Source organism: Polymorphospora sp. NPDC050346 (assembly GCF_040655695.1).
Classification (GTDB): domain Bacteria; phylum Actinomycetota; class Actinomycetes; order Mycobacteriales; family Micromonosporaceae; genus Polymorphospora; species Polymorphospora lycopeni.
In genome coordinates this window covers 347,130-369,291 of the sequence record NZ_JBFAKM010000001.1, presented here as the reverse complement: position 1 = coordinate 369,291, position 22,162 = coordinate 347,130, and the positions used below count along the sequence as shown (strand labels likewise).

The following is a 22,162-nucleotide window of genomic DNA, read 5'->3' as shown; positions in this document are numbered from 1 at the left end:
ACCTAGTGTCCATCAGTGTCCGACCTTCAGTTGACCGGCCAGGGTGGCGTGCATCCGGGCGCTCGACTCGTTCAGTCCGGTGATCTCGACGGTGGTGCCATGGGCCGCGTACCGGGTGACGATCGCGTCGAGCGCGGCCACCGACGAGGCGTCCCAGATGTGCGCCGCCGACATGTCGATCACGACATGGTCCGGGTCGGAGGCGTAGTCGAACCGGGTGACGATGTCGTTGCTGGACGCGAAGAAGAGTTCGCCGTAGAGGGAGTAGATCCGGGTGCCGCCGTCCGGGTCCAGCACGCTGGTGACCTCGACCAGGTGGGCGACCCGCCGCGCGAAGATCACCATGGCCGCCAGTACGCCCAGCACCACGCCGATGGCGAGGTTGTGGGTGACGATGGTGGCGGCCACGGTGGTGACCATCACGATGGTCTCGCCCCACGGCATCCGCCGCAGGGTGGCCGGCGCGACGCTGTGCCAGTCGAAGGTGGTGGCCGAGACGACGATCATCACGGCGACCAGGGCGGCCATCGGGACCATGGCCACCACGTCGCCCAGCACCACGACCAGGACCAGCAGGAACACCCCGGCGAGGAACGTCGACAACCGGGTACGGGCGCCGGACGTCTTCACGTTGATCATCGTCTGGCCGATCATCGCGCAGCCGCCCATCCCGCCGAAGAGGCCGGTCACCACGTTCGACACACCCTGCCCCCAGGACTCGCGGGTCTTGCTCGACCGGGTTCCGGTGATGTCGTCGACGAGCTTGGCGGTCATCAGCGACTCCATCAGCCCGACCAGGGCCAGGCCGAAGGCGTACGGGGCGATCACGCGCAGCGTCTGCCAGTCGTACGGGATGTCCGGCAGGCCGAGGGTGGGCAGGCTGTCGGGTAGCTCGCCCTGACCACCCACCGTCGGTACGGCCACGTGGGCGAGTGCGGTGAAGGCGGTGAGCGCGACGATGGCGACCAGCGGGGCCGGGACCGCGGTGGTGATCCGCGGCAGCCCGACCATGATCACGAGGGCGGCGGCCGCCAGGGGATAGACCAGCCAGGGAACGCCGAGCAGGTGCGGAACCTGCGCCACGAAGATCAGGATCGCGAGGGCGTTGACGAAGCCCACCATCACGCTGCGCGGGATGAACCGCATCAGCCGGGCGACCCCGAGCAGCGCCAGTACGATCTGGATCAGCCCGCCGAGGATGACGGCCGCCACCAGGTGGTCGACCCCGTGTGTGCGAACCAGCGGTGCCACGACGAGGGCGACCGCGCCGGTCGCCGCCGAGATCATCGCCGGCCGGCCGCCACAGATGGCGATGGTGACGGCCATCGTGAACGACGCGAAGAGCCCGACCCGGGGGTCGACCCCGGCCAGGATCGAGAACGAGATCGCCTCGGGGATCAGGGCCAGGGCGACGACGAGGCCGGCCAGTGTCTCGGTGCGCAGGACCCGGGGGGACAACCAGGAGGGGCGGGACAGGCGCGGTCCACGGACCGCCGATGGTGCTGGCAACGCGCGACTCATTCCGGGGTCGAAGGTGGGTGGGGCGGCGAGCCCCGGGCAGACCCTACTCTCTGGTTAGAGGAGAGTTGCCCCATCCGTGCGGTGGTCATCGTCACCGCCCGCCTGCCGGGACCGGCGCATCTGTCTTCTTACGAGAGAGTAGAGTTGCCGGCCTTAGGATGGTCGTCATCCACGGCGGCGCACGGATTGTTGGGGGCCAGCGATCGACCTCTTCGAGATCCTGCTGGTGGCCGTACGCCGCTGGTACGTCTCCGTGCCGGCGGTCCTCGTCGCGATCCTGACCGCGGTGGCGGTCGGATTCGTCATGCAGCCCGAATACAAGGCATCCGCCACCGTCCTGCTGATCCCGCCGACGGTGAACCCCAACGACCGCCGGCCGACGCCGGCGAGCGCCACCCCCGTGGAACGCAACCCGTGGCTCAGCCTCGGCGAGGTCGGCATGGCGCAGGCGGTCCAGGTTTCCCTCACCGCCCCGCAGGCCCGCCAGCGCGTGGAGGCCGCCGGTGGCGTCCCGGACTACGAGGTCGGGCACACCGTCCGCACCGGCCTGCTCACCATCGACGTCGCGGCGCCGACGCCCGAGCAGGTGGCGGTGACCGTCGACACGGTCACCGCGCTCATCGCCGAGGAGGTGGTCGAGCGGCAGCGTGACTACGATCCCGGCCCGGGCGAGGCGATCGGCACCCAGTTGCTCGACAGCGGCGCCGGCGTCGTCACCTCCCGCTTCCACATCCTGCGGACCCAGTTGATCGTCGGTGCCGTGGGGATGGTGCTCGCCACCGTGTTCGTGGTCTCCTTCCACGCGATCGCCCGCCGCCCGTCCCGGAGCCGCCGGGAGCAACTCGCGTCGGCCAGCCGGTCCGGCACGGGCAGCGTCGGAGTGGCCAGCGTGGGGGCGTCCCGGATCGACCCGGCCAGCCCCGAAGCCGCCCGGGTCGACCGGGACGTCCGCCCGGCGCGGCCCGGAAACGGCCGCGCCACCGGCGCCGCCTCCGTCGGCCGGGCCGGCAGCGTCGGAGTGGCGAAGGTCGTCGGACCGGCACCACCCTCGGCATCCGCGCCGCCGCCCGCGCCGGCCACCTGGCCGCCCGCGCCGCCCGGCGGGCGCGGCTGAGGCCACGCGATCCGGCCCGGCGTCCGGCGGCGGGCGAAGCGGGTCAGCCGTCCAGCCGGCGGACCATGTTCATGATGGTCTCCAACTGGGCTCCGCCCTTGATCGCGTAGTTGGTCGCGCCGAGGTATCCCCACCAGTCCCAGCAGCCGTTCGGGTTGACCGCCGACGGGACCGCCTGCGGGTACAGCACGATCAGGCGGTTGGTGTCGGCGTACTGGTTGAGGTTGGCCCGGTCGACGAAGGCCGTGCCCACCTCGGCGTGCCCCTGCTTGCAACCGTGCAGCGCGACCAGCAGCCGGCAGGACTGGCCGGCGGCGCACGACGCCGGCACGTACGCGAACCCGGTCGGGCCCATGCTCAGCCCGGGCGCGTAGCCGTTCACCGCGAAGCTGTTCTGGTTGAAGCTGACGAGCTGCCCGCCGAGCGCGCCGGTGTTGCGCGGGCTGACCGAGCCCAGCAGCTTGCGCAGGAAGGCGTTCTGCGGGTCGGTGCCGCAGTCGTTCAGGTACGGCTGTGCGGTGGCCGAACAGCCGACCGTCCCGTACGGCGTCACCCAGCCGTGCCCGGCCGGCGAGCCGGTGTCGTACTGCACGCTGGCGCCGAAGTGCTGGTAGAAGTTGACCAGCGCGTCGTTGACCGGCTTCTTCACCACCGTGTCGCCGGTGCCGCGGAAGGCGTAGACGGGCCGGCCGGACAGGTTCGTGACCGGATCGATCCACCCGTACGCGGCCCACAGCGGCGGATACGTCTTCAGGGCCGCCAGGTTGGTCGGCCACAGGTCGTCCATGCAGCCGTACGTGGCCTGGGCGGCGTTGAACTGGGCGCAGTAGTAGGGGCCGGCGGCGAAGATCGCGGCACCCCTGATCCGGGCCGAGTAGGCCAGGTGCAGTTGGGTGGCCATGTAGCCGCCGGACGAGACCCCGGCGACGTAGACCGCCGACACGTTGTAGGTGTTCAGTGAGCCGGGCACCGGTGGTCTGGTCGGTGGGTCGGCGGCCTGGGCGGCGGTCGCGGGTAGGACGGTGAGCAGGGCCGCCGTGGCGGCCGCGGTGATGGCGCGGACGAGGAACTTCATGGGTCCTCCTGTTCCGGGCCGGGCCGGTGGGCGCGGCATGCGCCGAGGTTAGGGGCGGCGGGAGCGGGCCGTACATCGATGTGGGTGACATGTTTCGGCCGCCCGGAGTGTGGCGCACCCCACAGGTGGCGTTCGATTTAGGTTAGGCTAACCTCTGCGGGTTGGATGTCCGCGATTCGGAGTCGGCATGGGCGTGAACTGGCAACGGGGTGTGCTGCGGCTGCTCAACGTCGCGAACCATCCGGTCGAGGTCGTCGCGGTCCGCGACATCACCCCCTGGTACCGGCGGATCACCTTCGCCGCGCCCGAACTGCTCGAGGTCGTCGAACCGTTCCCCACGCTGTGGCTCCGACTGTGGATCCCGAACCGGAACGGCACGCTCGTGCAGCGCGGCTACACCTTTGTCGGCATCGACAGGTCGGACGCCACCTTCACCCTCGACTTCGTGCTCCACGACGTCTCCGGCCCGGCCGGCGACTGGGCCCGGGCGGCGACGGTCGGCGCCACCGCCGAGGTCGCGCTCACCCCGGCGAAGATCTCGGCACCCGACGGCACCCGGACGATGATCCTCGCCGGTGACGCCACCGCGTTGCCCGCGATCAACACCTGGCTGGAACACCTGCCGGCGGACGTACGGGCCGAGGTCTATCTCGCCGACAGTCATCCGGACCGTGCGGACCTGCCGGTCGTCGACCGCGCGAACACGGAGCTGACCTGGGTCGACGCCACTTTGGACGGTGCCCCGCTCGCCGCGGCCGTCGCCGCCACCGGCACCGGCCCGGCCGGCGTCTACGCCTGGGCGGCCGGCGAGAAGAACCTGGTGAAGGCGCTGCGTCCGGTCTTCGCCGAGCGGCTCGGGCTCGACCGGCGGCAACGCTTCACGCAGTTCTACTGGATCCGGGGCCGGGCCGCCGGCTGAGCCCGGATCGACACCGGCCCGTGCGCGCGGACGGCTAGGAACCGAGGTAGCGCAGGATGGCGAGAACCCGGCGGCTGTAGCCGGTGGCGTGCGACAGGTCGAGCTTGTCGAAGATGGTGTTGACGTGCTTCTCGACGGCGCTCGGTAGAGCGCGAGCGCACCCACCACCGAGCCGAGCGTCGTCCAGAGGATCGCGCCGGCCAGGCTCATGTCGCCCCTGCTCGCGGTGAAGCCGGCGAGCGGCAGGATCACCTCGCTCGGGATAGGTGGAAAGAGGTTCTCCAGGGCGATGACGAGGCCGACCAGGCCACCGGTTTCGTCGTTGGCGGGCGATGACGCCGCGGTCTGAAGCATGATCTGAAGCTATGAACCGGTCGGACCCGCCACCATGAGGTCCACCGCCCGGGGCGAATGGGCGGACCACACCGGCGCGGGTGCGGAAAACCCCAGGTTCGGCTTGACGGCACTGCTGTGACCTGTATATTCAACTCATCGGTTAATCAACCAATTGGTTGAGAGGAGAGATGACGGCAGATCCGGTGAGCACCGTGTTCGCCGCGCTCGCCGACCCGACCCGCCGGGCGATCCTGGCCCGGCTGGCCGAGGGCGACGCGACGGTCAACGAGTTGGCGGAGCCGTTTCCGGTCAGCCTCCAGGCCGTCTCCAAGCACCTGAACGTGCTGGAGCGGGCCGGGCTGATCGTGCGGACCCGTGAGGCGCAGTGGCGGCGCTGCCGACTCGACCCCACCCCGCTTCGCTCCGTCGCCGAGTGGATCGACCAGTACCGCCGGCACTGGGAAGGGCGGTACGACGTGTTGGACGACTACCTGCGTGAACTGAAGGAGAGACCGCGATGACCAACGACCTGAGCGTCGAGCACCCGTCCGACCTCGAGATCACCCTCAGCCGGGCCGTCGACGCCCCGCGTGACCTGGTGTTCGCCGCGCACACCCAGGCAGAGCACCTGAAGCACTGGTGGGGCCGGGGCAATCCGCTCGACGTCGAGATCGACTTCCGGGTCGGCGGCAGGTACCGCTACGTCGAGCACACCCCGGACGGCGAGAGCCACGCGTTCCGTGGCGAGTTCCGGGAGATCGTCCCGAACGAGCGGATCGTGCAGACCTTCGAATACGAGCCGATGGCCGGCCACATCCTGGAGGAGACGGTGGTGTTCGAGGAGCGGGGCGGCCAGACCGTGGTGACGAGCACGTCGCGCTTCGCCAACAAGGAGGACCGGGACGGCATGGTCGCCTCCGGTATGGAGGACGGCGCCGCCGAGTCGTACGCCGTCCTCGACAACTACCTCAAGACCCTCGCCTGATCGGCGGGCGTGGTGCCGGCCCGTGCCGGCACCACGCCGCGTCCATCGAAAGCCGATCGATGCGAGGTGGTCGGCATCGGTTCACGCCGATGTCGACCGTCGATCGCCTGCGCGCCGCCCGGCCTCACCATGCTGGCCGCCGACCGGCGGGACCCGCCCGCCGCGGAGGGAGACCAGCGTGCGCAAGACACGCCGTATCACCACGGCGGTGCTGGTGGCGGCCACGGTGCTGGCCGGCACCCCGGCCCTCGCCGCCCCCGCCAAGGGCAAGACGTTCGACCTGCAGGCCCACCGGGGCGGGCTCGGCCTGCGGGTGGAGAGCAGTCTCGCCTCGTTCGGCAACGCGCTCCGCCTCGGGGTGGGCACGCTCGAACTCGACGTGCAGATCACCGAGGACGGCCAGGCCGTGGTCACCCACGACCGCCGGGTCGCGGCCAACAAGTGCGTCGACACCGCCCCGGTCACCCCGGGCGACCCCGAGTTCCCCTACGTCGGCAAGTACGTCAACACGCTGACCCTGGCGCAGGTCCGGACCCTCGACTGCGGCACGCGGACCCTGCCCGAGCATCCCGGCCAGCTCGCCGTGCCGGGCTCCACGATGCCGCTGCTGCGAGACGTGTTCGCGCTGGTCAAGCGGTACGGCGCCGACGACGTCACGCTCAACGTCGAGACCAAGGTCGAGGCCGGCGCGCCGCACGAGACCGCGCCCCGCGAGCAGTTCGTCCAGGTCACCGCCGCCGAGATCCGGGCGGCCGGGCTGCTCAAGCAGGTCACCATCCAGAGCTTCGACTGGGGCGCGCTGATGCGGATGCGCCAGGTCGAGCCCCGGCTGCCGCTGGTCGCGCTGACCAACTACGACTTCCTCCAGACCGGCCAGCCGGGCCGGTCGCCGTGGCTGGGCGGCCTCGACATCGACGACTTCGGCGGCGACCCGATCAAGGCGATCAAGAGCTTCGGGGCGAAGACCTTCTCGCCCGTGCACGGGTTCCCGCAGAACGGCTCGGTCGCCGACCCCGGCTACCGGCCGTACGTGACGAAGGAGATGGTCGACCACGCCCACCGCAACGGCATCAAGGTGGTGCCGTGGACGGTCAACGACGTACCGACGATGGCCAAGCTGATCGACGACGGGGTGGACGGGATCATCACCGACTACCCGGACCGGCTGCGCGGGCTGATCGCCGGTCGCGGCTACCGGCTGCCGAAGGCGTACGTGGCGCCGTTCGACATCCAGGCGCACCGGGGCGGCAAGGCGACCCGACCGGAGAACACCCTGCCGGCATTCGCCAACGCACTGTCCAACAAGGACATCTCCACTCTGGAACTGGACACCGGCGTGACCTCCGACGGCCACCTGGTGGTGTCGCACGACCGCACCGTCAACGGCTCGCACTGCGTCGACACCGCACCGGTCCGCCCCCGCGACCCGAAGTTCCCGTACGTCGGCAAGCCGGTCCGGGAACTGACGCTGAAGCAGATCAGGACGATCGACTGCGGCTCGAAGACGACCGAGCCGACCCAGGTGCCGGTGCCCGGCGCCCGCATCCCCACCCTCGACGAGGTCTTCTCGCTGGTGAAGGGGAGCGACCGGCCCGACGTACGGCTGAACATCGAAACCAAGATCAGCCCGCTGGTGGCGGACACGGCCCCGTACCGCAACTTCACGGCGAAGCTGGTCCGGGCCGTCGAGAAGGCGGGCTTCGTCGACCGGGTCACCATCCAGTCCTTCGACTGGCGGACCATCCGGCACGCCAAGAAGCTCAACCCGCGGATCGAGACGGTCGCCCTGGTCTGGCAGTACGGCCCCGCCGAGTGCGCCGGCCTCGCCGACGAGTGCTCGCTCCAGACGGTGTACGGCGACCCGTCGGTGCGGAGCCCCTGGACCGGTGGCCTGGACTGGTGGCGTCACCGTGACCTGGGCAAGCTGGCCCGCGCCGCCGGGGCCGGCACCGTCTCGGCGAACTGGCAGGTGCACGACCCGGGGCAGGGCACGGTCGCCTCGGCCGACTGGTACCTGCGGGAGAACCCGGCCTACTACCACGGGCCGGACGTGCCGGTGCTCCAGCGGCGCGACGGGCTGAAGGTGGTGCCGTACACGGTGAACGACCCGGTGATCATGCAGCGGGTGATCGATCTCGGGGTCGACGGGATCATCGCCGACGACCCGGAAACGCTGATCAGGGTCGCCATCCGCAACGGCCTGCGCTGATCGGCGCGGGTGGCCCGGCCCGGGCGGGCCGGGCCACCCGGCGGGCGGTTCAGGGGTGGCGGGCCGGCTCGCCGGGGAAGCCGGCACCGTCGCGGGGGCCGGCCAGTCGGGCGCCGATCCGGCGGCTGGCGGCCAGCGCCGCCCACGCGCAGAGCGCGACCAGGTCGGCGTCGGTGGCACCGGTTCGCCGGAACGCGTCGACGGCCGGCTGGTCCACCCGGTAGGCGGCGAACGCGACCAGCATCGCCAGCCGGCCGGCGGGCCGGTCGGCCTCCGCCAGCCCGGCCACCGGTTCAGCCAGCCAGGACGGGTCGAGCGGCCGGGCGGTGCCGTCCCAGGCGTCGAGTTCACGCCGCACGAGTTCGCGTACGGGGGCGGGAACCGACCGGGTGGCGGCGGCCTCGACGGCGGCGACGGCGGCACCGAACGCCGCGGCGACGTTCGGGTTCGTCGCGGTCCACCAGAGGTCGGCGGGTGGCTCGGCGGCCGGCAGCAGGCCGAGCGAGTGGCCGGCGGGGTGCGATCGACCGGCCTGCCCGACGATCAGCCGGCCGAGCACCTTCATGACCGGCCCCAGCGCCTGGCGCGGCACCCCGGGCGGCAGCGGAATGTCGTACAGCAGCACGTTGACGACCCGGTTCAGGTAGTGCATCAGCACCGCGCTGCCCACGATCTCCGGCGTGTGTGCGGGCGGGAAGGGCAACTCCCGCCCGGGGGACGGCGTCGTCACCCAGTCCGCGATGGCGTCGAGGCGTGGGCCGGGCCGGCCGGCCCGCGTGCCGGGCAGCATCGCCTGCCGGCCCAGGCTCTGCGACATCTCGTTGTGCACGGTGATGCAGTACGGGCAGGTGTTGGCCCGCGACACCGCGGCCGCGATGGTCTCCTTGGTCAGCCGGTCGACGGCGCCTTCGACGATCACGGTCTCCCGCAGCAGCAGCCAGCAGGCGGCGAGCACCTCGGGTGCCGGGGCGTGCAGCGCGACCGGCGGCGCCAGCACCCCGAAGTCGCGCTCCAACTGCCGGTAGACCTCGGCGACCAGGCCGCGCGCCGCGCCACGGCGGACCGGGGCCACGTGCCGGACCTGGGTGAGCCCCAGCATGCCGAGCACCGGAACCAGGAGCTTCTTCGACATCGCACTCTCCTTCCGCCGCTTGGCACACCGGTCGGTGGCGCGGTCACCGCCAGCCGGCGAGGCCCGCCGCGAGCGCCGTGGCGAAGCCGGTCGGGTTTTCGTCCATCATGGAGTGACCGGCGTCGGGCACCTCGTACGCCGGGATGCCGTGCGCCGCGAAGGCGCCGACGTCGACACCGGACCGGGCGCCCACCACCACCGCCCGACCCATCGGCAGCCGGTAGAGCTGGTCCCGGAAGCCGGGGTCGCGGGGTTGCCGCAGCGAGCGGCCGCTGCGGTGCATGGCGTGCGGTGCGGCGGCCCGGACCGCGGCGGCGAAGTTGCCGGCCCCGGTGTGCCCGTCGGCCGCGGCCTTCGCCAGCATCTCGACCAGTTCCCGGTGGCCCCGCTCGACGAACTCCGCCTCGTCGAGGTCGGCCAGGTAGGGGCTGAGCATGCCGCGCCCCCGGTCCAGCGCCGGTTCGGCGAGCAGCAGGTATCCGACGAGGTCGGGCCGGGCGGTGGCCAGGGTGATCGCGACGGCGCCACCCATGCTGCTGCCGACCACCGCGCAGCTGGTCAGGCCGAGGTGGTCGAGCAGGGCGGCGACGGTCGCGGCGTGGGCCTCGATCGTGTAGGAGAAGTCGGCCGGCCGGTCGCTGAACCCGACACCGAACGGGTCGACCAGGATCCACCGCCGGTCGCGGATCGCCGGATGCGCCGCGGTCTCCGGGAAGTCGGCCGACGCCGAGCAGGCCAGACCCGGAATGTAGACGCCGGCGGGCCCGGTGCCGGGCAGGTCGTGGTAGCGAAGGGCACCACCCGCGTCGGCGAGGTGCAGCGACTGCATCTGGCTCACCCCCTGGTCGGTCCTCTTTATAACGAAAAACCGCTGTCCGGGACCGGAATCTTTCGCCGTACGGACAGCGCCCGCCGGGCCGACGGGGTGCCGGCGGGCGAGGGGCTTTCGCCGTACCGACAGATGTGCACCGAGGGCCGTACGGCGTCGTTAGCGTCAATCCATGACTAGTGATGCGGTCCGTCCGGGGCACTGGGGCGGCGAAGTGGACAGTGACAGTGCCGGTTCAACCGCGACCGTGACCGCGCGGCGAGGCCCCGCCGACGCGACCACCCAGGACAACTGGGTCGCCTCGGCGTTGCTCGTGCTGCGGCTGGCCGTGGGCAGCACCTACCTTCTGCACGGTCTCCAGAACCTCTTCGGCGTGTGGACCGGCTGGGACACCGCCAAGATGGCCGGATACCTGGAGCCGAAGGGATTCGGCGGCGCCTCGACGGTGTTCGCCTGGATCCTCGCCGTGACCGAGACGCTCGCCGGCCTCGCCCTGCTGCTCGGGGTGTTCACCGCGCTCGGCGCCTCGCTCGTGGTGATCATGATGGCCACCTCGGCGTCGCTCAAGCTCGGGGTCGGCTTCTTCATGCCGGGCGGGTTCGAGTGGGAACTGGCGGTGCTCGCCTGCGGGCTCGCCGTCCTGCTGGCCGGCGCCGGCAAGTGGTCCATCGACGCCTGGAAGATCCCGTCCCGTACGGTCTCCCGGGTCCGGACGATCGCACTCGGGATCACCATCGTCATGACGCTGGTCATGGTCGTGGTCACCTGGGGATCGCCGCCACCGCACGTGCAGTGAGTGTGTCGACGTCGGGGGTGCCACGGACGGACCGGTGGCACCCCCGGCGCGCTGCGTTACCCGCCGGTTCGTCCGCTATACGATGGTTGCGCCGGCGGTCGCCGGTGACCGGCCATGCCGACGGCTGAGGGGGAGACACCGTGACCGAGACCATCGGGCAGCTCAACCGCGCAGTGTCCGGGGACTACCGCACGGCGCGGGCGGCGCTGCTCACCGCGGAGCGCGAGCTGCGCGACGCGACCGAGCGGGTGGCGGCCCTGCGCCGGGCACTGCCGCCCGGTCCGGTGGTCGCCGCCGACACCCCGCTCACCGCCCTCGACGGCACCGTGACCTCGCTGGGTGAACTGTTCGACGGGCACCCGACGCTGTTCACCTACAACCTGATGTTCGACCAGGACTGGCCCGAGCCGTGCCCGATGTGTGCGATGTGGATCGACGGGCTCGACCCGCTGGTGCCGCACCTGCGCGAGAACACCGGCGTCGCCGTGCTCGCCCCGGCCGCCCCGGACCGGCTCGCCGCCCTGGCCCACGCCCGGGGCTGGCACCGGGTGCCGGTCTACTCGACCCGCCCCGGCGACCTGAGCGACCAGCTCGGCCTGCGCCTGCCCGGCGGCGACATGGTGCCGGCGGCCACCGTCTACCGCCGCGACGGCGCCGACCTGCGGGTGCACTGGCACGGGACGGCCGACCTGACCGACCCCGCCGACCCGGAGGCGACGCCCTACCACGCCGGCGACGGCGGCGACTCCCGCGGCCTCGACCCGATCTGCGCGACCTGGCCGGTGCTCGACCTGCTGCCGCAGGGGCGCGGCGACTGGTACGCCAGCCACCCCGAGCCGACCGGCGGCGGATGCCACGCCTGAGCGAACCTTCGGCTGGCTGACAGGTCTGTCGGTCCCCGGCCACCGCTGCGGCACAGTGGAGTGACGGGCACCCCGGCCGGTGGTGTACGACCCTGGCGGCCCGCTGCGGGATGGGTGATCTGGTTGATCTCCGACTGTGCGATCGAGGTCGAGGGGCTGCACAAGCGATTCCGGCGTACGCACGCGTTGCGCGGGCTGGATCTGCGGGTGGCGGCCGGAACGGTCTGCGCGCTCCTCGGCCGCAACGGCGCCGGCAAGACCACCGCCGTACGGGTGATGACGACGCTGACCAGGCCGGACGCCGGCCAGGTCCGGGTGGCCGGCTACGACGTGGTGCGCGAGGCCGAGACCGTACGCCGCAACATCGGCCTCGCCGGGCAGTACGCGGCGGTGGACGACGACCTGACCGGCCGGGAGAACCTGTGGGTCTTCGGACGGCTGCACCACCTCGACGACCGGACCGCGAAGGCGCGGGCGGCCGAGCTGCTCGCCCGCTTCGACCTCGCCGGCGAGGCCGACCGGCCGGTGAAGGGGTACTCGGGCGGCATGCGTCGCCGCCTCGACCTGATGGCCAGCCTGATCACCGCGCCGCCGGTGCTCTTCCTCGACGAGCCGACCACCGGGCTCGACCCGGGCAGTCGGCGGCAGATGTGGCGGCACATCGCCGACCTGGTCGCGGCCGGCACCTCGGTGCTGTTGACCACGCAGTACCTCGACGAGGCCGACAGTCTCGCCGACCAGATCGTGGTGGTCGACCAGGGCCGGGAACTCGCCGCGGGCACCCCGGCGGAGCTGAAGTCGGCCATCGGCATCCGGGTCGACGTGGTGCTCCGGGAAACCGCCGAACTGGCCGCCGCAGCCGGCATCCTGGCCGGCTTCGCCAGCGCCGAGCCGGAGATCGACCATGATCAGCGTACGGTGCGGGTCGCCGTGCCCACCGGCGCGATCACCCTGCCGGTGGTCGTACGCCAGCTCGACGCCGCCGGGTTGGTGGTGGAGGACGTGGCGTTGCGTCAGCCGAGCCTGGACGCGGTCTTCTTCCGGTTGACCGAGCGGGCCGCCGGGGCCGGCGCGGACCGGGCGGGCGGCTGATCCGCCGACCGGCCGACCCACGCCGCCGGGGCGCGGTACGTCAGCGGTCCGGCCGGCGGGGCCGACGGTCCTGGCGGGGGGTGCGGGTCGCCCGGCGCGGGGGAGCGGGGCGGTCGTCGTCGGCGGGGCGGGCCGGCCGCAGTGCCGGGGTCATCTCGACACCGAGGCTCTGGATGGCGCGGCGGTAGGCGACGATCGCCGCGTCGGTCTCGCCGACCTGGGTCATCGCCTCGCCCAGCTGGGACCAGAGCCGGGACGTCTGTGCCGAGTCGGCCAGCTCCTCGAGCTCGTCGCGGGCGGTCCGGCAGGTGGTCCGGGCGCCGTCGGTGTCGGCGAGGATGGACTGGGCGGCGGCCAGCAGCAGCAGTGTGTCGATCCGTTCCGGGGTCGACCGGCCCGCCGTGCTGTCCAGCAGCTCACGGGCGCCGCTGACCGCCTCGTCGGGGCGGTCGAGCAGGATCAGTGCCGAGAGCAGGTCGTTGCGGCACCGGATGATCTCCAGCACGCTGCCGGTCGACCCGAGGTCGACCAGGGCCTGGGTGAGGATCTCGTGGGCCAGCTCCGGGTCGACCGGGGGCTGGCGCAGCAACAGGCCGCCGTAGAGGGCCCGGAGCATCCCGATGATCCGCTGGTGGTCGTGGCCGAGGCTGGCGTCGATGGCCCGGCCGAGAAGCTCCATGGCCCGCCCCGGATGTCCGGCCTCGGCGGCCGTGGCGCTGGCCCGGTGGTAGACCGCCATCAGGTCGTGCCGGTCGGTGATCTCCGGAACGATCTCCAGCGCCTCGGCGATGGGCTTGCGGGCGAGCCCGGGCTCACCGAGTTCACACTGGACACTGGCGATGATCGCGCGGATCTCGACCCCGACATCGGAACGGTCGAGGCCGATCTGCTCGATGTGGTTGGCGGTGGACCGGGCCACCGCGAGCGCCTGCTCCGCCCGGCCGAGCTGGGCCAGGCACCGGGACAGCCCGAGGCCGGCCGACAGCCGGTTGCTGTAGCCGGTGTCGGTCTCCGCGGCCAGGCAGGTCTCGTAGTGCCGGGCCGCCTCGGTGGAGCGGCCGGCCGCCTCCTCGACCTGGGCGAGCCCGAGGGTGGCCTCGCCGAACACCGCCGGGACGGTCGGGTGGGCGTCGGCCAGCTCGGCGTACGCGAGCCGGGCCTGGTCCAGCTCTCCGGCGAGAAGTGACACCCTGGCCAGCTTGAGTTCGACGGTGGCGGTTCCCGGCGTGGGCTGGTCGGCTTGGGGTGGCATCCACAGATCCTCAGGGCGACAGGTCAGGCGCTCGGAGAGCTGGCGGACGACCCGCTCGGTGGGCGCGCGACGGTCGGACTCAAGAAAAGAGATATAGCTGGCGGAGAGGTGTTCACCGGCGAGGTCGCGCTGACGTAGGCCGCGATCGAGGCGTAGCAGTCGCAGCCGGGTGCCGAATGACTGCGGCTGTGAGGACGCGTCGGGTGTCCGGGTCGAACCTGAATCCATCATGACTGCCAGCCTGTGAGATGCGTTAACAGCGGGTGGAGACGAGTAGTGGAGAGGACCGATGGTGCACCCATAGTAGTCGAACAATGGGTGGACAGAGGTGCCCCTTCAATACTCAATCACAGGCAAAGTCAACTTAGGATCACTGACTTGACAAGTTGATCACAGCAAGTCATCACTGCGGAACCGCATGGTAGCCGTCGGTCGCGGGCCGGGTGCGCTCAGTTGATCGGCCATCCGGTGGTAGGCGCGGCCTGACGGAACGCGAGCTGCGCGCTGAGTTCGGACCAGCGCGGCAGCGGCACCGGCGTGATCCGGCGGATCGAGTGACGGTGGTCGGCGCCCCGGTCCGGGCCGGTCACGCCGGCCGTCGGGTGCCCGGCCAGCGCCGGGCCGAGGTCCGCCGTGGGGAGCAGGTGCTCGGCGGGACGCTCGTCGGTCGCGTCGGCCACGGCGCTCCACGGCTCGCCGGCCGCGCCGTCGAGCCGGGCGATGATCGTGTCCAGATCCACGTTGCGACCGCTGCGCTGGAATCGGGTATAGAAGGCCAGACCCAGCCTGGCGGCCACCGTCTGGCGCGGGGCGCTGCCCACCGAGGTCTGCGACCAGGCGTGTTCGAGTAGTTCGATCGCATTGTCGAGACGCTTGTCGTCACCGGTGTGGCGGGCGTATTCCAGCATCGCCGAACCGAGGTCGCTGGCATGCGACCAGCACAGGTCGCGATGCCGATCGGTGGCATTGGTCTGGTTTCCGCGGGCCTTGGTGACGAGAAGGTCCTGGCAGCGGCGCAGCCACGGCAGGGGCCCCGGTTCGCTGGCGGGAGGGCTGTCGGTGGGCGGTCCGTCGACGCTATCGAGCGAGGTGGATCGACATCGTGAGTGCTCGTCCGGTTGCTGGCCTTCCATGCCCGCCCCCCACCGTAATGCAAAACTCGATCTTGGCCCAGGTGGAACATGGTCAAGGTTAATCGATGTCTCCGGAGGTTCGCTATGCCAAAGTAAAGAGACAGTGTGCCCGTTATGTCGGCAGAACATATGCAATAGCGTTCTTTTCACTACCGGAGATGGCGGGGTTGTTAACCTGCCCGCCTTCTTCTGCCACCGGAACCCGACCCGTCACCGTCGCCGGGCATACGGCCCCGGGCCGGCGACACACCCCACGCCGTACGTCTTTCGCCCCGCTAACGGATGTCTGGCCGGCTGATCAGGCGTCCCATAACTTACGGGCATGGCTGCTGGGTCCGTCTCCAGACGCCGCTTGCCCACGGCCGGCGGCGCCGCCGGCGTGCCCGCCGAGGTGGACCTGGCCGTCGTGGCGCAGACCTACGTGGACAGTCGTACGCCCCCCGGCGCCCCGGGCGGCCCCGCCCTCGCCCGGCTCGCCGACGTGGCCGTACGGCTCGACGCCGACTACTGCCGCGCGGTGGCCGAGTATTTCGACCGCGCCCCCATGCTCGGGCTCGATCCGCGGCTGACCGAACTCTACGAAGGACTGAAGGCCGAGAACCGGCGCCAGTTCCGGGCCATCGTCGACGCCGGCATCGAGGTCCGGCCGTGGTCGGCGCCGGGCCAGCCGTACCACGGCTCCCGGGAACTCATCACCGGCGTCCGCGAGACCGGCGTGCTCTACGTCTACCTCACCAGTTCCGGGCACGGCCCGGCCGCGCCGACCGGGTTCCACCCGCTGCGCGAGCCGTCCGGCGTGGTGATCGACGGCGTCGAACTCAGCCACAACGACGTCTTCCGCGCGGTCCACGACATCTTCGGCCACGTCATGTTCGGCAACAGCTTCGGGCCGGTCGGCGAGTTCAAGGCGACGTACTGCCACCTGCACATGTATCCGGCCGAACTGCACCCGGTGCTTTTCGTCGAGCACGTCGGGCAGCTCTGCTGGTTCTTCTACGGCCCGCACCTGCGCGACCCGCGGGGGCGGCTGCCCGCACCCACCGAACCCGGCTACCGGTCGCCGGCCAGCCGGCCGTACGCACAACAGAAGGTGTTTCCGTTCCCCCAGGGCTACATCGACCAGTTTGTCAGCATGTTCCACTACCGGGAGCCAGCATGACCCAGATGCAAGATTCCAGGTTGGACGACCGGCGGCTCGCGGCGGTCAGGCAGGACTTCCCGCTGTTGCAGTCAGGTGGCGGCTCGCTCGCCTACCTGGACAACGCCGCCACGACCCAGAAGCCCACCGCCGTGCTCGACGCGATCGTCGACTACTACCGCCACGCCAACAGCAACGTCGGCCGTGGCTACCACCGGCTGGGCCTGGCCGCCACCGAACTGTTCGAGCAGGCCCGGGAGACCGTACGCGCCTGGATCGGCGCGGAGCACCCCGACGAGGTCGTCTTCACCAGCGGCACCACCGCCGCCACCAACCTGGTGGCCGAGACGCTCGGCCGGCGGCTCGTCGGCGCGGGCGACCAGATCGTGGTGACCGCGATGGAGCACAACAGCAACCTGCTGCCGTGGCGGCGGCTGTGCGAGCAGGCCGGCGCCGAACTCGTCGTCGTGCCGGTGAACGCGGCCGGCGTGGTGGAGACGGCCGACTTCGCCGCGGCGCTGGGACCGCGGGTGCGGATCGCGGCCTTCTCCCACGTGTCCAACGTGCTCGGCACCGTCAACCCGGTCCGGGAGATGATCGCCGCCGCCCACCGGCACGACGTGGTGACCGTGGTCGACGGGGCGCAGGCCGTCCCGCACCGCCCGGTCGACGTACGCGACCTCGACGCCGACTTCTACTGCTTCTCCGGGCACAAGGTCTACGGCCCGATGGGTATCGGCATCCTCTACGGCCGGCGCGAACTGTTCGCCACGATGGGGCCGTACCAGGTCGGCGGCGGCACGGTGAAGGGCGTCTCGTTCGAGGAGCCGGTCGCCTACCAGCCGCTGCCCAGCCGGATGGAGGCCGGCACGCCGGACGTCGCCGGCGCGATCGGGCTCGCCGCCGCGCTGCGCTACGTCGACGGCATCGGCTGGGACGCGCTGCGCGCCCACGACGCCGACCTGGTGCGCGGCGCGGTCCGCGAACTGGGCCGGCTGGACCGGGTACGGATCATCGGCGACCCCGGGCACGACCCGAGCGGCATCGTCTCCTTCGCGGTGGACGGGCTGCACCCGTACGACGTCGGCGGCCACCTCGACCAGCACGAGATCGCCGTGCGCTGCGGCGTGCACTGCGCCAGCACCTTCCTGGACAGCCTGGGCCTGGTCGGCACGGTGCGGGTGTCGTTCGCCGCCTACAACACCTGGTCGGAGGTCGAGCGCGTGATCGAGGCGCTCGGCACCGTACGCCCCGGCTTCTGGACCACCGAGCAGCCCACCACCCGGTTCCTGTGAACCGCGACGAGAGGAGCTAGCGGCCATGGTTTCGGCACTGGAGACGGCGGCCGTACTGCGCCAGCAGCGGGCCAACTGGGACGCGGTCGCCGCCGGCTGGCGGACCTGGACGGTGCCGTTCGAGCGGGGCGCCGCCGTGGTGACCGACCGGCTGGTCGCGCTCGGCGGGGTGGCGGCCGGCCGGCGGGTGCTGGACCTGGGCACCGGGGCGGGCGAACCGGCGCGTACCGCCGCCGGACTCGTCGCACCGGACGGTCGGGTGGTCGGCGTCGACCCCTCGCCCGTGATGATCGAGGCGGCCCGGGAGCGGTGCGCCGGGCTCGGGGTCGACTTCGTGGTCGGCGACGTCGCCGCGCCGGAACTCGCCGACCAGCGGTTCGACACCGTACTGGCCCGCTGGTCGCTGATGTTCGCCGCCGACCGGGTCGACAACCTCGCCAAGGTGCGGCGACTGCTGGTGCCCGGTGGCGTACTGGCCGCCGCCGTGTGGGGACCGCCGCCGGCCGTACCCATGATCAGTCTGGGCTTCGCGGTCGTCTCCGCCGAACTCGCGCTGGCGCCGCCACCACCGGGACCCGGCCCGTTCACGATGGCCGACCCGGAGCAGGTGGTGGCGGAGTTCACCGCCGCCGGGCTGCGCGACGTCACGGTGCACGAGCAGGTCGTGCCGTTCGTGCTCGACTCGGTCGACGACTTCGTCCGGTTCACCTGCGACGTGCTGCCGCCCCGGATGCGCCAGGTGATCCAGGAGCACCGCGGCTCGGTCGACGACCCGGCGGTGTGGGCGGCGGTCGGGCGCGCCGCGCGGCGGTTCGTTAACGGGGACGGCCGGGTCGAGCTGCCGTCGACGGCGTACTGCGTGCGGGCCGTCGCGCCGGGGGCGGGCGGATGAGGTTCGACACCCGGCTGGTGCACGTCGGCCAGACCCCGACCCCCGGAACCGGGGACGTGGTCCCGCCGCTGCACCTGGCGACGACGTACGAGCGGTCGGCGCAGGGCACGCCCCGCTACTTCTACGGGCGGGGCGAGAACCCGACCCGGGAGGCCCTGGAGGCGGCGCTCGCCTCGCTGGAGGACGTCGAGCACGCCAGTGTCTACTCCTCCGGCCAGGCGGCCACCGCGACCGTGCTGTCGCTGCTGCGGCCCGGGCAGCGCCTGGTCGCCTCCGACGACGTGTACGGCGGCACCTGGTCGCTCATGCAGACCCTGCGCCGGTACGGCATACACGTCGAGCACGCCGACCTGACCGATCCGACGGTCGTGGCGGCGCTGTCCGACCCCGACCGGTTTCCCGACCTGGCGATGGTGTGGGTCGAGTCGCCGACCAACCCGCTGCTGAAGATCGCCGACCTGGCCGACGTGTCGGCCCGGGCCCACCGGCGTGACGCGCTCGTCGTGGTCGACAACACCGTGTGCAGCCCGGCGGGGCAGCAGCCGCTGCGCTTCGGCGCCGACGTCAGCGTCTACAGCACCACCAAGTCGATCGCCGGCCACCTCGACGTGATCGGCGGCGCCCTGGTCTGCGCCGACCCGGCGCTGCACGCGGCCTTCGTCGAACACCGCACCACCGCCGGGAACGTGCCCGGCGGGCTGGACTGCTACCTGGTCCACCGCGGCCTGAAGACGCTCTCGCTGCGGGTCGAGCGGCAGGCCCGGACCGCGCGGGTGATCGCCGAGGCGCTCATTCGGGAGCCGCTCGTCGGCCGGGTGCACTACCCGGGGCTTTCCGACCACCCCGGTCACGACGTCGCCCGCCGGCAGATGGCCGGCCCCGGCTCGATGATCAGTTTCGAGTACCGCGCCGACCCGGAGAAGCTGATGACCCGTACCGGGCTGTTCGCCTGCGCGGTCAGCCTCGGCGGCGTGCGGTCGCTGATCGAGTGCCCGGCGCTGATGACCCACCGGCCGATTCCCCGCGAGGTCCGGCTGCGGTCCGGCGTGACCGACGACCTGATCCGCCTCTCCGTCGGCATCGAGGATCCGGCGGACCTGCTGGAGGACCTGCTCAGCGCGATCCGGGCCGGCTGACCGGCCGTCCCGGCGGGACGAAGGAGGACGTCGAGGTGACCACAGACACGGCCGGTACGGAGCACCGGGTGCCGGAGGGGACCGGCGGATCGCTGGACGACCCCACGGTCTGGCGCCGGATTCGCGAGCTGTTCCTGCTCGACCCGTCGACCGTCCACCTCGACACGGCCACCGTGGGCTCACCGCCCCGGGCGGCCCTGGACCGGCTGGGGGTCGCCGACCGGGAACTCGCCCGCGTCCCGCGCGACCCGTACGACGACAGCGCCCTGGTCGACGTGCGGACCGTCCTGGCCGGCGGGTACGGCTGCGCGCCGGACGAGATCTGTGTCGCCGGCAGCGCCATCGACGCCAACACGAGGGTCCTCAACGGACTGGAGCTGGCCGAGGGCGACGAGATAGTCAGCACCGACCACGAGTGCTTCACCATCCGTACCCCGCTCAACGCACTCGTCAACCGGCGTGGCGTGGTGATCCGCCGGGCCGCCCTGCGGGTCGGGCCGGAGCAGCGGGCCGAGGACATCGTCGCCGCCTTCGCGGCCGCCATCGGGCCACGTACCCGGGTCCTCCAGTGGCCGGCGGTGAGCCTGACCACCGGGACCGTCTTCCCCAGCCGGCTGCTGGCCGAACTCGCCCACCGGCACGGCCTGGTGTCGGTGGTCGACGGTGCGCAACTGGCCGGGCAGCTCGAACTCGACCTGCACGCGCTCGGGGTGGACTTCCTGACCGGGTCGGGGGCGAAGTTCCAGTGCGGCCCGCAGGGCACCGCCTTCGTCTACGCCCGCAACCGGGTGCTGCCCCGGCACAACCCGCTTCCGCTGCCGGCCTTCTGGCCGGCGCCGTCGCTGGCGTACCCGGCACAGGGTGGCCTGCCGCCGCGCACCACCACGACCGAGCCCGCGTACGACCTGGCCGACCTGATGCAGCGCGCCGACACCGTCGACCTGTCGCGGGCGGCCGCCCTGCGGTTGTCGTGCCAGCTCTGGGACCGGATCGGGCGGGCCGAGATCGGCCGGTACGTCCGCGCGCTCGGCGACCGGCTGCTGTCCGGTGTCGCCGAGCACTTCGGTACGGCGGCGCTCTACAACTCGGTCGAGGACGCCCGGCTGCGCTGCGGGATGATCGCCTTCACACCGTTTCCCGAGGCCGCTGACGGTCCCGCGGAAATGGCGCGGTACGGCGAGTTCGCCGGCCGGCTGCGCGACGAATACCGGATCGCGACCTCGGTGACCGGTTTCGTTACGCCGAACAATTCAGGTATGCGATTCGCAATACGCGTCTCGCCGCACCTTTACAACACTTACGACGAAATTGATACGGCGGTGTCCGCGATGGCGGCCCTGGCCAGCCGGGTGAGCTGACCTGTAATGCCTGCTCACGGCCGAGTTGTGGAGCGGTGTGCGGACCGAGTTGACAGAAGCTGTCAATGAAACTTGACTGCTGCCAATATTCGATGATAATCAATTGGCAGTGGTTGGCTCACACTGGAGGACCACGTGTTGCAGAAAGCCAACAAGCCTGCGTCAAATGATCTCGGCGCGTTTCCCGTGCAGTCCTGGCCATTGCCGATGCGGATGGCCGACTTCGCGCACCGCGGCTTCCGGTGCACCCGCCCGGAAGCCCGCGCGCTGCTCGAACGGCACGCCCGCAGCTTCCTCACCGGCTTCAACCTCGCCGCCCGCAACCGCGGTGATCTGCACGGCCCGCTCGCGGCGGTCACCGCCGAGGAACGCGGGTTCGCGTACGAGGGCGCCGCGATGTTCGCCTCCATGCTCGACGTCGTACCGGCCCGCCGGCAGGCCCTGAGCCGGCTGCTCGCCGGCCCCGGCGACGGCTACGCCCACCTGATCCACGTCGGTGCCGGCTGGACCTTCGCGCCGATGCGGCTGCCGCTGCCCAGGCTGCCGGTGACCCCGCTGCTGCGCTGGCTGGCGCTCGACGGCGCCGGCTTCGCCGAGACGTTCTTCGGCGGGCCGGCGGCGCTGACCCGGCGCTGCGCGCGCCACACCGGCGAACGCTGGGAGGCCGTCGTCGCCGGCTGCGGGCGGGCGCTGTGGTTCCTCGAGTCCGCCGACGTCGACGGCATCGCCGCCGCGATCGAACGGCAGCCGTTCGCCGCCCGGGCTCCACTGTGGAGCGGCGTCGGGCTGGCCTGCGGCTATGCCGGCGGGGTCAGCGAAGAGGAGATGGACCGGCTGCCGGTCCACGCCGGCGTACACGCCGCGCACCTGCGCCAGGGCGTCACCTTCGCCGCCGGCGCCCGGGTCCGCGCCGGCATCGTGCCCGCGCACACCACGCTGGCCTGCCAGCGCCTGGTCGGCGCCTCGGCGGAGACCGCCGCCGGCTGGACCGACACCGACGCCGAAGACCTGCTGACGTCGACGGAACTGCCCGCGTACATGGAATGGCGGGCCAGGCTACGCCGCCGCTGCGACTCGCGCTCTTGAC

20 protein-coding genes and 3 pseudogenes are annotated in these 22,162 nt (G+C 71.8%); 14 read left to right on the top strand and 9 right to left on the bottom strand.

Features of this window, described 5'->3' with window-relative positions; genetic code table 11:
* Positions 1–12 precede the first annotated feature (12 nt).
* Positions 13–1,509 (bottom strand): SulP family inorganic anion transporter, encoded by a 1,497-nt coding sequence (locus AB0I42_RS01470; RefSeq protein WP_357533095.1) that lies wholly within the window; start codon positions 1,507–1,509, stop codon positions 13–15.
* 214 nt (positions 1,510–1,723) lie between these two features.
* Here AB0I42_RS01470 and AB0I42_RS01465 point away from each other — a divergent pair, with 214 nt between their 5' ends.
* A complete protein-coding gene (locus AB0I42_RS01465) occupies positions 1,724–2,635 on the top strand; it encodes a Wzz/FepE/Etk N-terminal domain-containing protein (protein WP_357533435.1) in 912 nt (303 codons plus the stop codon).
* A 43-nt stretch (positions 2,636–2,678) separates the two neighbouring features.
* On the opposite strand, the gene AB0I42_RS01460 is transcribed toward AB0I42_RS01465, so the two are convergent.
* A complete protein-coding gene (locus AB0I42_RS01460; protein WP_357533093.1) occupies positions 2,679–3,710 on the bottom strand; it encodes a PHB depolymerase family esterase in 1,032 nt (343 codons plus the stop codon).
* Positions 3,711–3,897: 187 nt separating this feature from the next.
* Between AB0I42_RS01460 and AB0I42_RS01455 the strand changes: the two genes are divergently transcribed.
* Positions 3,898–4,629 (top strand): siderophore-interacting protein, encoded by a 732-nt coding sequence (locus AB0I42_RS01455; RefSeq protein WP_357533091.1) that lies wholly within the window; start codon positions 3,898–3,900, stop codon positions 4,627–4,629.
* A 34-nt stretch (positions 4,630–4,663) separates the two neighbouring features.
* Here AB0I42_RS01455 and AB0I42_RS01450 read toward each other — a convergent pair.
* Positions 4,664–4,771, bottom strand: a pseudogene (locus tag AB0I42_RS01450) (DNA-binding response regulator); the annotation flags it as partial.
* Between the two features lie 2 nt (positions 4,772–4,773).
* Positions 4,774–4,929 (bottom strand): annotated as a pseudogene (locus AB0I42_RS01445) (DedA family protein); the annotation flags it as partial.
* A 224-nt stretch (positions 4,930–5,153) separates the two neighbouring features.
* Between AB0I42_RS01445 and AB0I42_RS01440 the strand changes: the two are divergent.
* The 3 genes from AB0I42_RS01440 to AB0I42_RS01430 all read left to right on the top strand — a co-directional run bounded on the left by AB0I42_RS01440 (position 5,154) and on the right by AB0I42_RS01430 (position 8,159).
* Positions 5,154–5,486 (top strand): metalloregulator ArsR/SmtB family transcription factor, encoded by a 333-nt coding sequence (locus AB0I42_RS01440; RefSeq protein WP_357533089.1) that lies wholly within the window; start codon positions 5,154–5,156, stop codon positions 5,484–5,486.
* Entirely contained in the window at positions 5,483–5,950 is a 468-nt protein-coding gene (locus AB0I42_RS01435) for an SRPBCC family protein (RefSeq protein WP_357533088.1), read from the top strand. The genes AB0I42_RS01440 and AB0I42_RS01435 overlap by 4 nt, the downstream gene beginning before the upstream one ends.
* Positions 5,951–6,128: 178 nt before the next feature.
* Positions 6,129–8,159 carry a glycerophosphodiester phosphodiesterase family protein gene (locus AB0I42_RS01430; RefSeq protein ID WP_357533086.1) on the top strand — a complete coding sequence of 677 codons (2,031 nt, stop codon included), beginning with the start codon at positions 6,129–6,131 and terminating at the stop codon, positions 8,157–8,159.
* 49 nt (positions 8,160–8,208) lie between these two features.
* Here the strand turns inward: AB0I42_RS01430 and AB0I42_RS01425 are convergent, their stop codons facing one another.
* Together AB0I42_RS01425 and AB0I42_RS01420 are read right to left on the bottom strand one after the other, a co-directional pair.
* Positions 8,209–9,291: a carboxymuconolactone decarboxylase family protein gene (locus AB0I42_RS01425; RefSeq protein ID WP_357533084.1), complete on the bottom strand. Its 1,083-nt coding sequence runs from the start codon at positions 9,289–9,291 to the stop codon at positions 8,209–8,211.
* A 43-nt stretch (positions 9,292–9,334) separates the two neighbouring features.
* Positions 9,335–10,120 (bottom strand): alpha/beta hydrolase, encoded by a 786-nt coding sequence (locus AB0I42_RS01420; RefSeq protein WP_357533082.1) that lies wholly within the window; start codon positions 10,118–10,120, stop codon positions 9,335–9,337.
* Positions 10,121–10,367: 247 nt separating this feature from the next.
* On the opposite strand from AB0I42_RS01420, the gene AB0I42_RS01415 reads away from it, so the two are divergent.
* The 3 genes from AB0I42_RS01415 (at position 10,368) to AB0I42_RS01405 (ending at position 12,871) form a co-directional block, all read left to right on the top strand.
* A complete protein-coding gene (locus AB0I42_RS01415) occupies positions 10,368–10,916 on the top strand; it encodes a DoxX family protein (RefSeq protein ID WP_357533080.1) in 549 nt (182 codons plus the stop codon).
* A 140-nt stretch (positions 10,917–11,056) separates the two neighbouring features.
* Complete coding sequence (locus tag AB0I42_RS01410) at positions 11,057–11,779, top strand: DUF899 family protein (protein WP_357533079.1); 723 nt, start codon at positions 11,057–11,059, stop codon at positions 11,777–11,779.
* A gap of 123 nt (positions 11,780–11,902) precedes the next feature.
* Positions 11,903–12,871, top strand: coding sequence for an ATP-binding cassette domain-containing protein (locus AB0I42_RS01405; RefSeq protein WP_357533078.1), 969 nt, complete (start codon positions 11,903–11,905; stop codon positions 12,869–12,871).
* A 40-nt stretch (positions 12,872–12,911) separates the two neighbouring features.
* Here the strand turns inward: AB0I42_RS01405 and AB0I42_RS01400 are convergent, their stop codons facing one another.
* The 3 genes and pseudogenes from AB0I42_RS01400 to AB0I42_RS01390 all read right to left on the bottom strand — a co-directional run bounded on the left by AB0I42_RS01400 (position 12,912) and on the right by AB0I42_RS01390 (position 15,256).
* Positions 12,912–14,123 (bottom strand): hypothetical protein, encoded by a 1,212-nt coding sequence (locus AB0I42_RS01400; RefSeq protein ID WP_357533463.1) that lies wholly within the window; start codon positions 14,121–14,123, stop codon positions 12,912–12,914.
* Between the two features lie 15 nt (positions 14,124–14,138).
* Positions 14,139–14,351: pseudogene (locus AB0I42_RS01395) on the bottom strand (helix-turn-helix domain-containing protein); the annotation flags it as partial.
* A 221-nt stretch (positions 14,352–14,572) separates the two neighbouring features.
* A complete protein-coding gene (locus AB0I42_RS01390; protein ID WP_357533076.1) occupies positions 14,573–15,256 on the bottom strand; it encodes a hypothetical protein in 684 nt (227 codons plus the stop codon).
* Positions 15,257–15,578: 322 nt separating this feature from the next.
* Here AB0I42_RS01390 and AB0I42_RS01385 point away from each other — a divergent pair, with 322 nt between their 5' ends.
* From AB0I42_RS01385 to AB0I42_RS01360, 6 genes are all read left to right on the top strand, one after another.
* Positions 15,579–16,415 carry a crotonobetainyl-CoA--carnitine CoA-transferase gene (locus AB0I42_RS01385; protein ID WP_357533074.1) on the top strand — a complete coding sequence of 279 codons (837 nt, stop codon included), beginning with the start codon at positions 15,579–15,581 and terminating at the stop codon, positions 16,413–16,415.
* Positions 16,412–17,689: a cysteine desulfurase gene (locus AB0I42_RS01380; protein WP_357533072.1), complete on the top strand. Its 1,278-nt coding sequence runs from the start codon at positions 16,412–16,414 to the stop codon at positions 17,687–17,689. Before AB0I42_RS01385 ends, AB0I42_RS01380 begins: the two co-directional genes overlap by 4 nt.
* A 25-nt stretch (positions 17,690–17,714) precedes the next feature.
* Positions 17,715–18,581: a class I SAM-dependent methyltransferase gene (locus AB0I42_RS01375; protein WP_357533070.1), complete on the top strand. Its 867-nt coding sequence runs from the start codon at positions 17,715–17,717 to the stop codon at positions 18,579–18,581.
* Positions 18,578–19,717 carry an aminotransferase class I/II-fold pyridoxal phosphate-dependent enzyme gene (locus AB0I42_RS01370; protein ID WP_357533068.1) on the top strand — a complete coding sequence of 380 codons (1,140 nt, stop codon included), beginning with the start codon at positions 18,578–18,580 and terminating at the stop codon, positions 19,715–19,717. The genes AB0I42_RS01375 and AB0I42_RS01370 overlap by 4 nt, the downstream gene beginning before the upstream one ends.
* 35 nt (positions 19,718–19,752) lie before the next feature.
* The gene (locus AB0I42_RS01365; RefSeq protein ID WP_357533066.1) at positions 19,753–21,075 is read left to right on the top strand and encodes an aminotransferase class V-fold PLP-dependent enzyme; all 1,323 of its coding nucleotides are present in this window, start codon (positions 19,753–19,755) and stop codon (positions 21,073–21,075) included.
* A gap of 213 nt (positions 21,076–21,288) precedes the next feature.
* Entirely contained in the window at positions 21,289–22,161 is an 873-nt protein-coding gene (locus AB0I42_RS01360; protein ID WP_357533064.1) for a DUF1702 family protein, read from the top strand.
* The last annotated feature ends 1 nt before the right edge of the window (position 22,162 follow it).

Bases quoted from the DNA above. Each gene is read 5' to 3' on its own strand.
- AB0I42_RS01425 (WP_357533084.1), bottom strand. From the start codon at position 9,291: ATGTCGAAGAAGCTCCTGGTTCCGGTGCTCGGCATGCTGGGGCTCACC.
- AB0I42_RS01460 (WP_357533093.1), bottom strand. From the start codon at position 3,710: ATGAAGTTCCTCGTCCGCGCCATCACCGCGGCCGCCACGGCGGCCCTG.
- AB0I42_RS01420 (WP_357533082.1), bottom strand. From the start codon at position 10,120: ATGCAGTCGCTGCACCTCGCCGACGCGGGTGGTGCCCTTCGCTACCAC.
- AB0I42_RS01400 (WP_357533463.1), bottom strand. From the start codon at position 14,123: ATGCCACCCCAAGCCGACCAGCCCACGCCGGGAACCGCCACCGTCGAA.
- AB0I42_RS01360 (WP_357533064.1), top strand. From the start codon at position 21,289: ATGGCCGACTTCGCGCACCGCGGCTTCCGGTGCACCCGCCCGGAAGCC.
- AB0I42_RS01385 (WP_357533074.1), top strand. From the start codon at position 15,579: ATGGCTGCTGGGTCCGTCTCCAGACGCCGCTTGCCCACGGCCGGCGGC.
- AB0I42_RS01390 (WP_357533076.1), bottom strand. From the start codon at position 15,256: ATGGAAGGCCAGCAACCGGACGAGCACTCACGATGTCGATCCACCTCG.
- AB0I42_RS01435 (WP_357533088.1), top strand. From the start codon at position 5,483: ATGACCAACGACCTGAGCGTCGAGCACCCGTCCGACCTCGAGATCACC.
- AB0I42_RS01380 (WP_357533072.1), top strand. From the start codon at position 16,412: ATGACCCAGATGCAAGATTCCAGGTTGGACGACCGGCGGCTCGCGGCG.
- AB0I42_RS01370 (WP_357533068.1), top strand. From the start codon at position 18,578: ATGAGGTTCGACACCCGGCTGGTGCACGTCGGCCAGACCCCGACCCCC.
- AB0I42_RS01440 (WP_357533089.1), top strand. From the start codon at position 5,154: ATGACGGCAGATCCGGTGAGCACCGTGTTCGCCGCGCTCGCCGACCCG.
- AB0I42_RS01455 (WP_357533091.1), top strand. From the start codon at position 3,898: ATGGGCGTGAACTGGCAACGGGGTGTGCTGCGGCTGCTCAACGTCGCG.
- AB0I42_RS01375 (WP_357533070.1), top strand. From the start codon at position 17,715: ATGGTTTCGGCACTGGAGACGGCGGCCGTACTGCGCCAGCAGCGGGCC.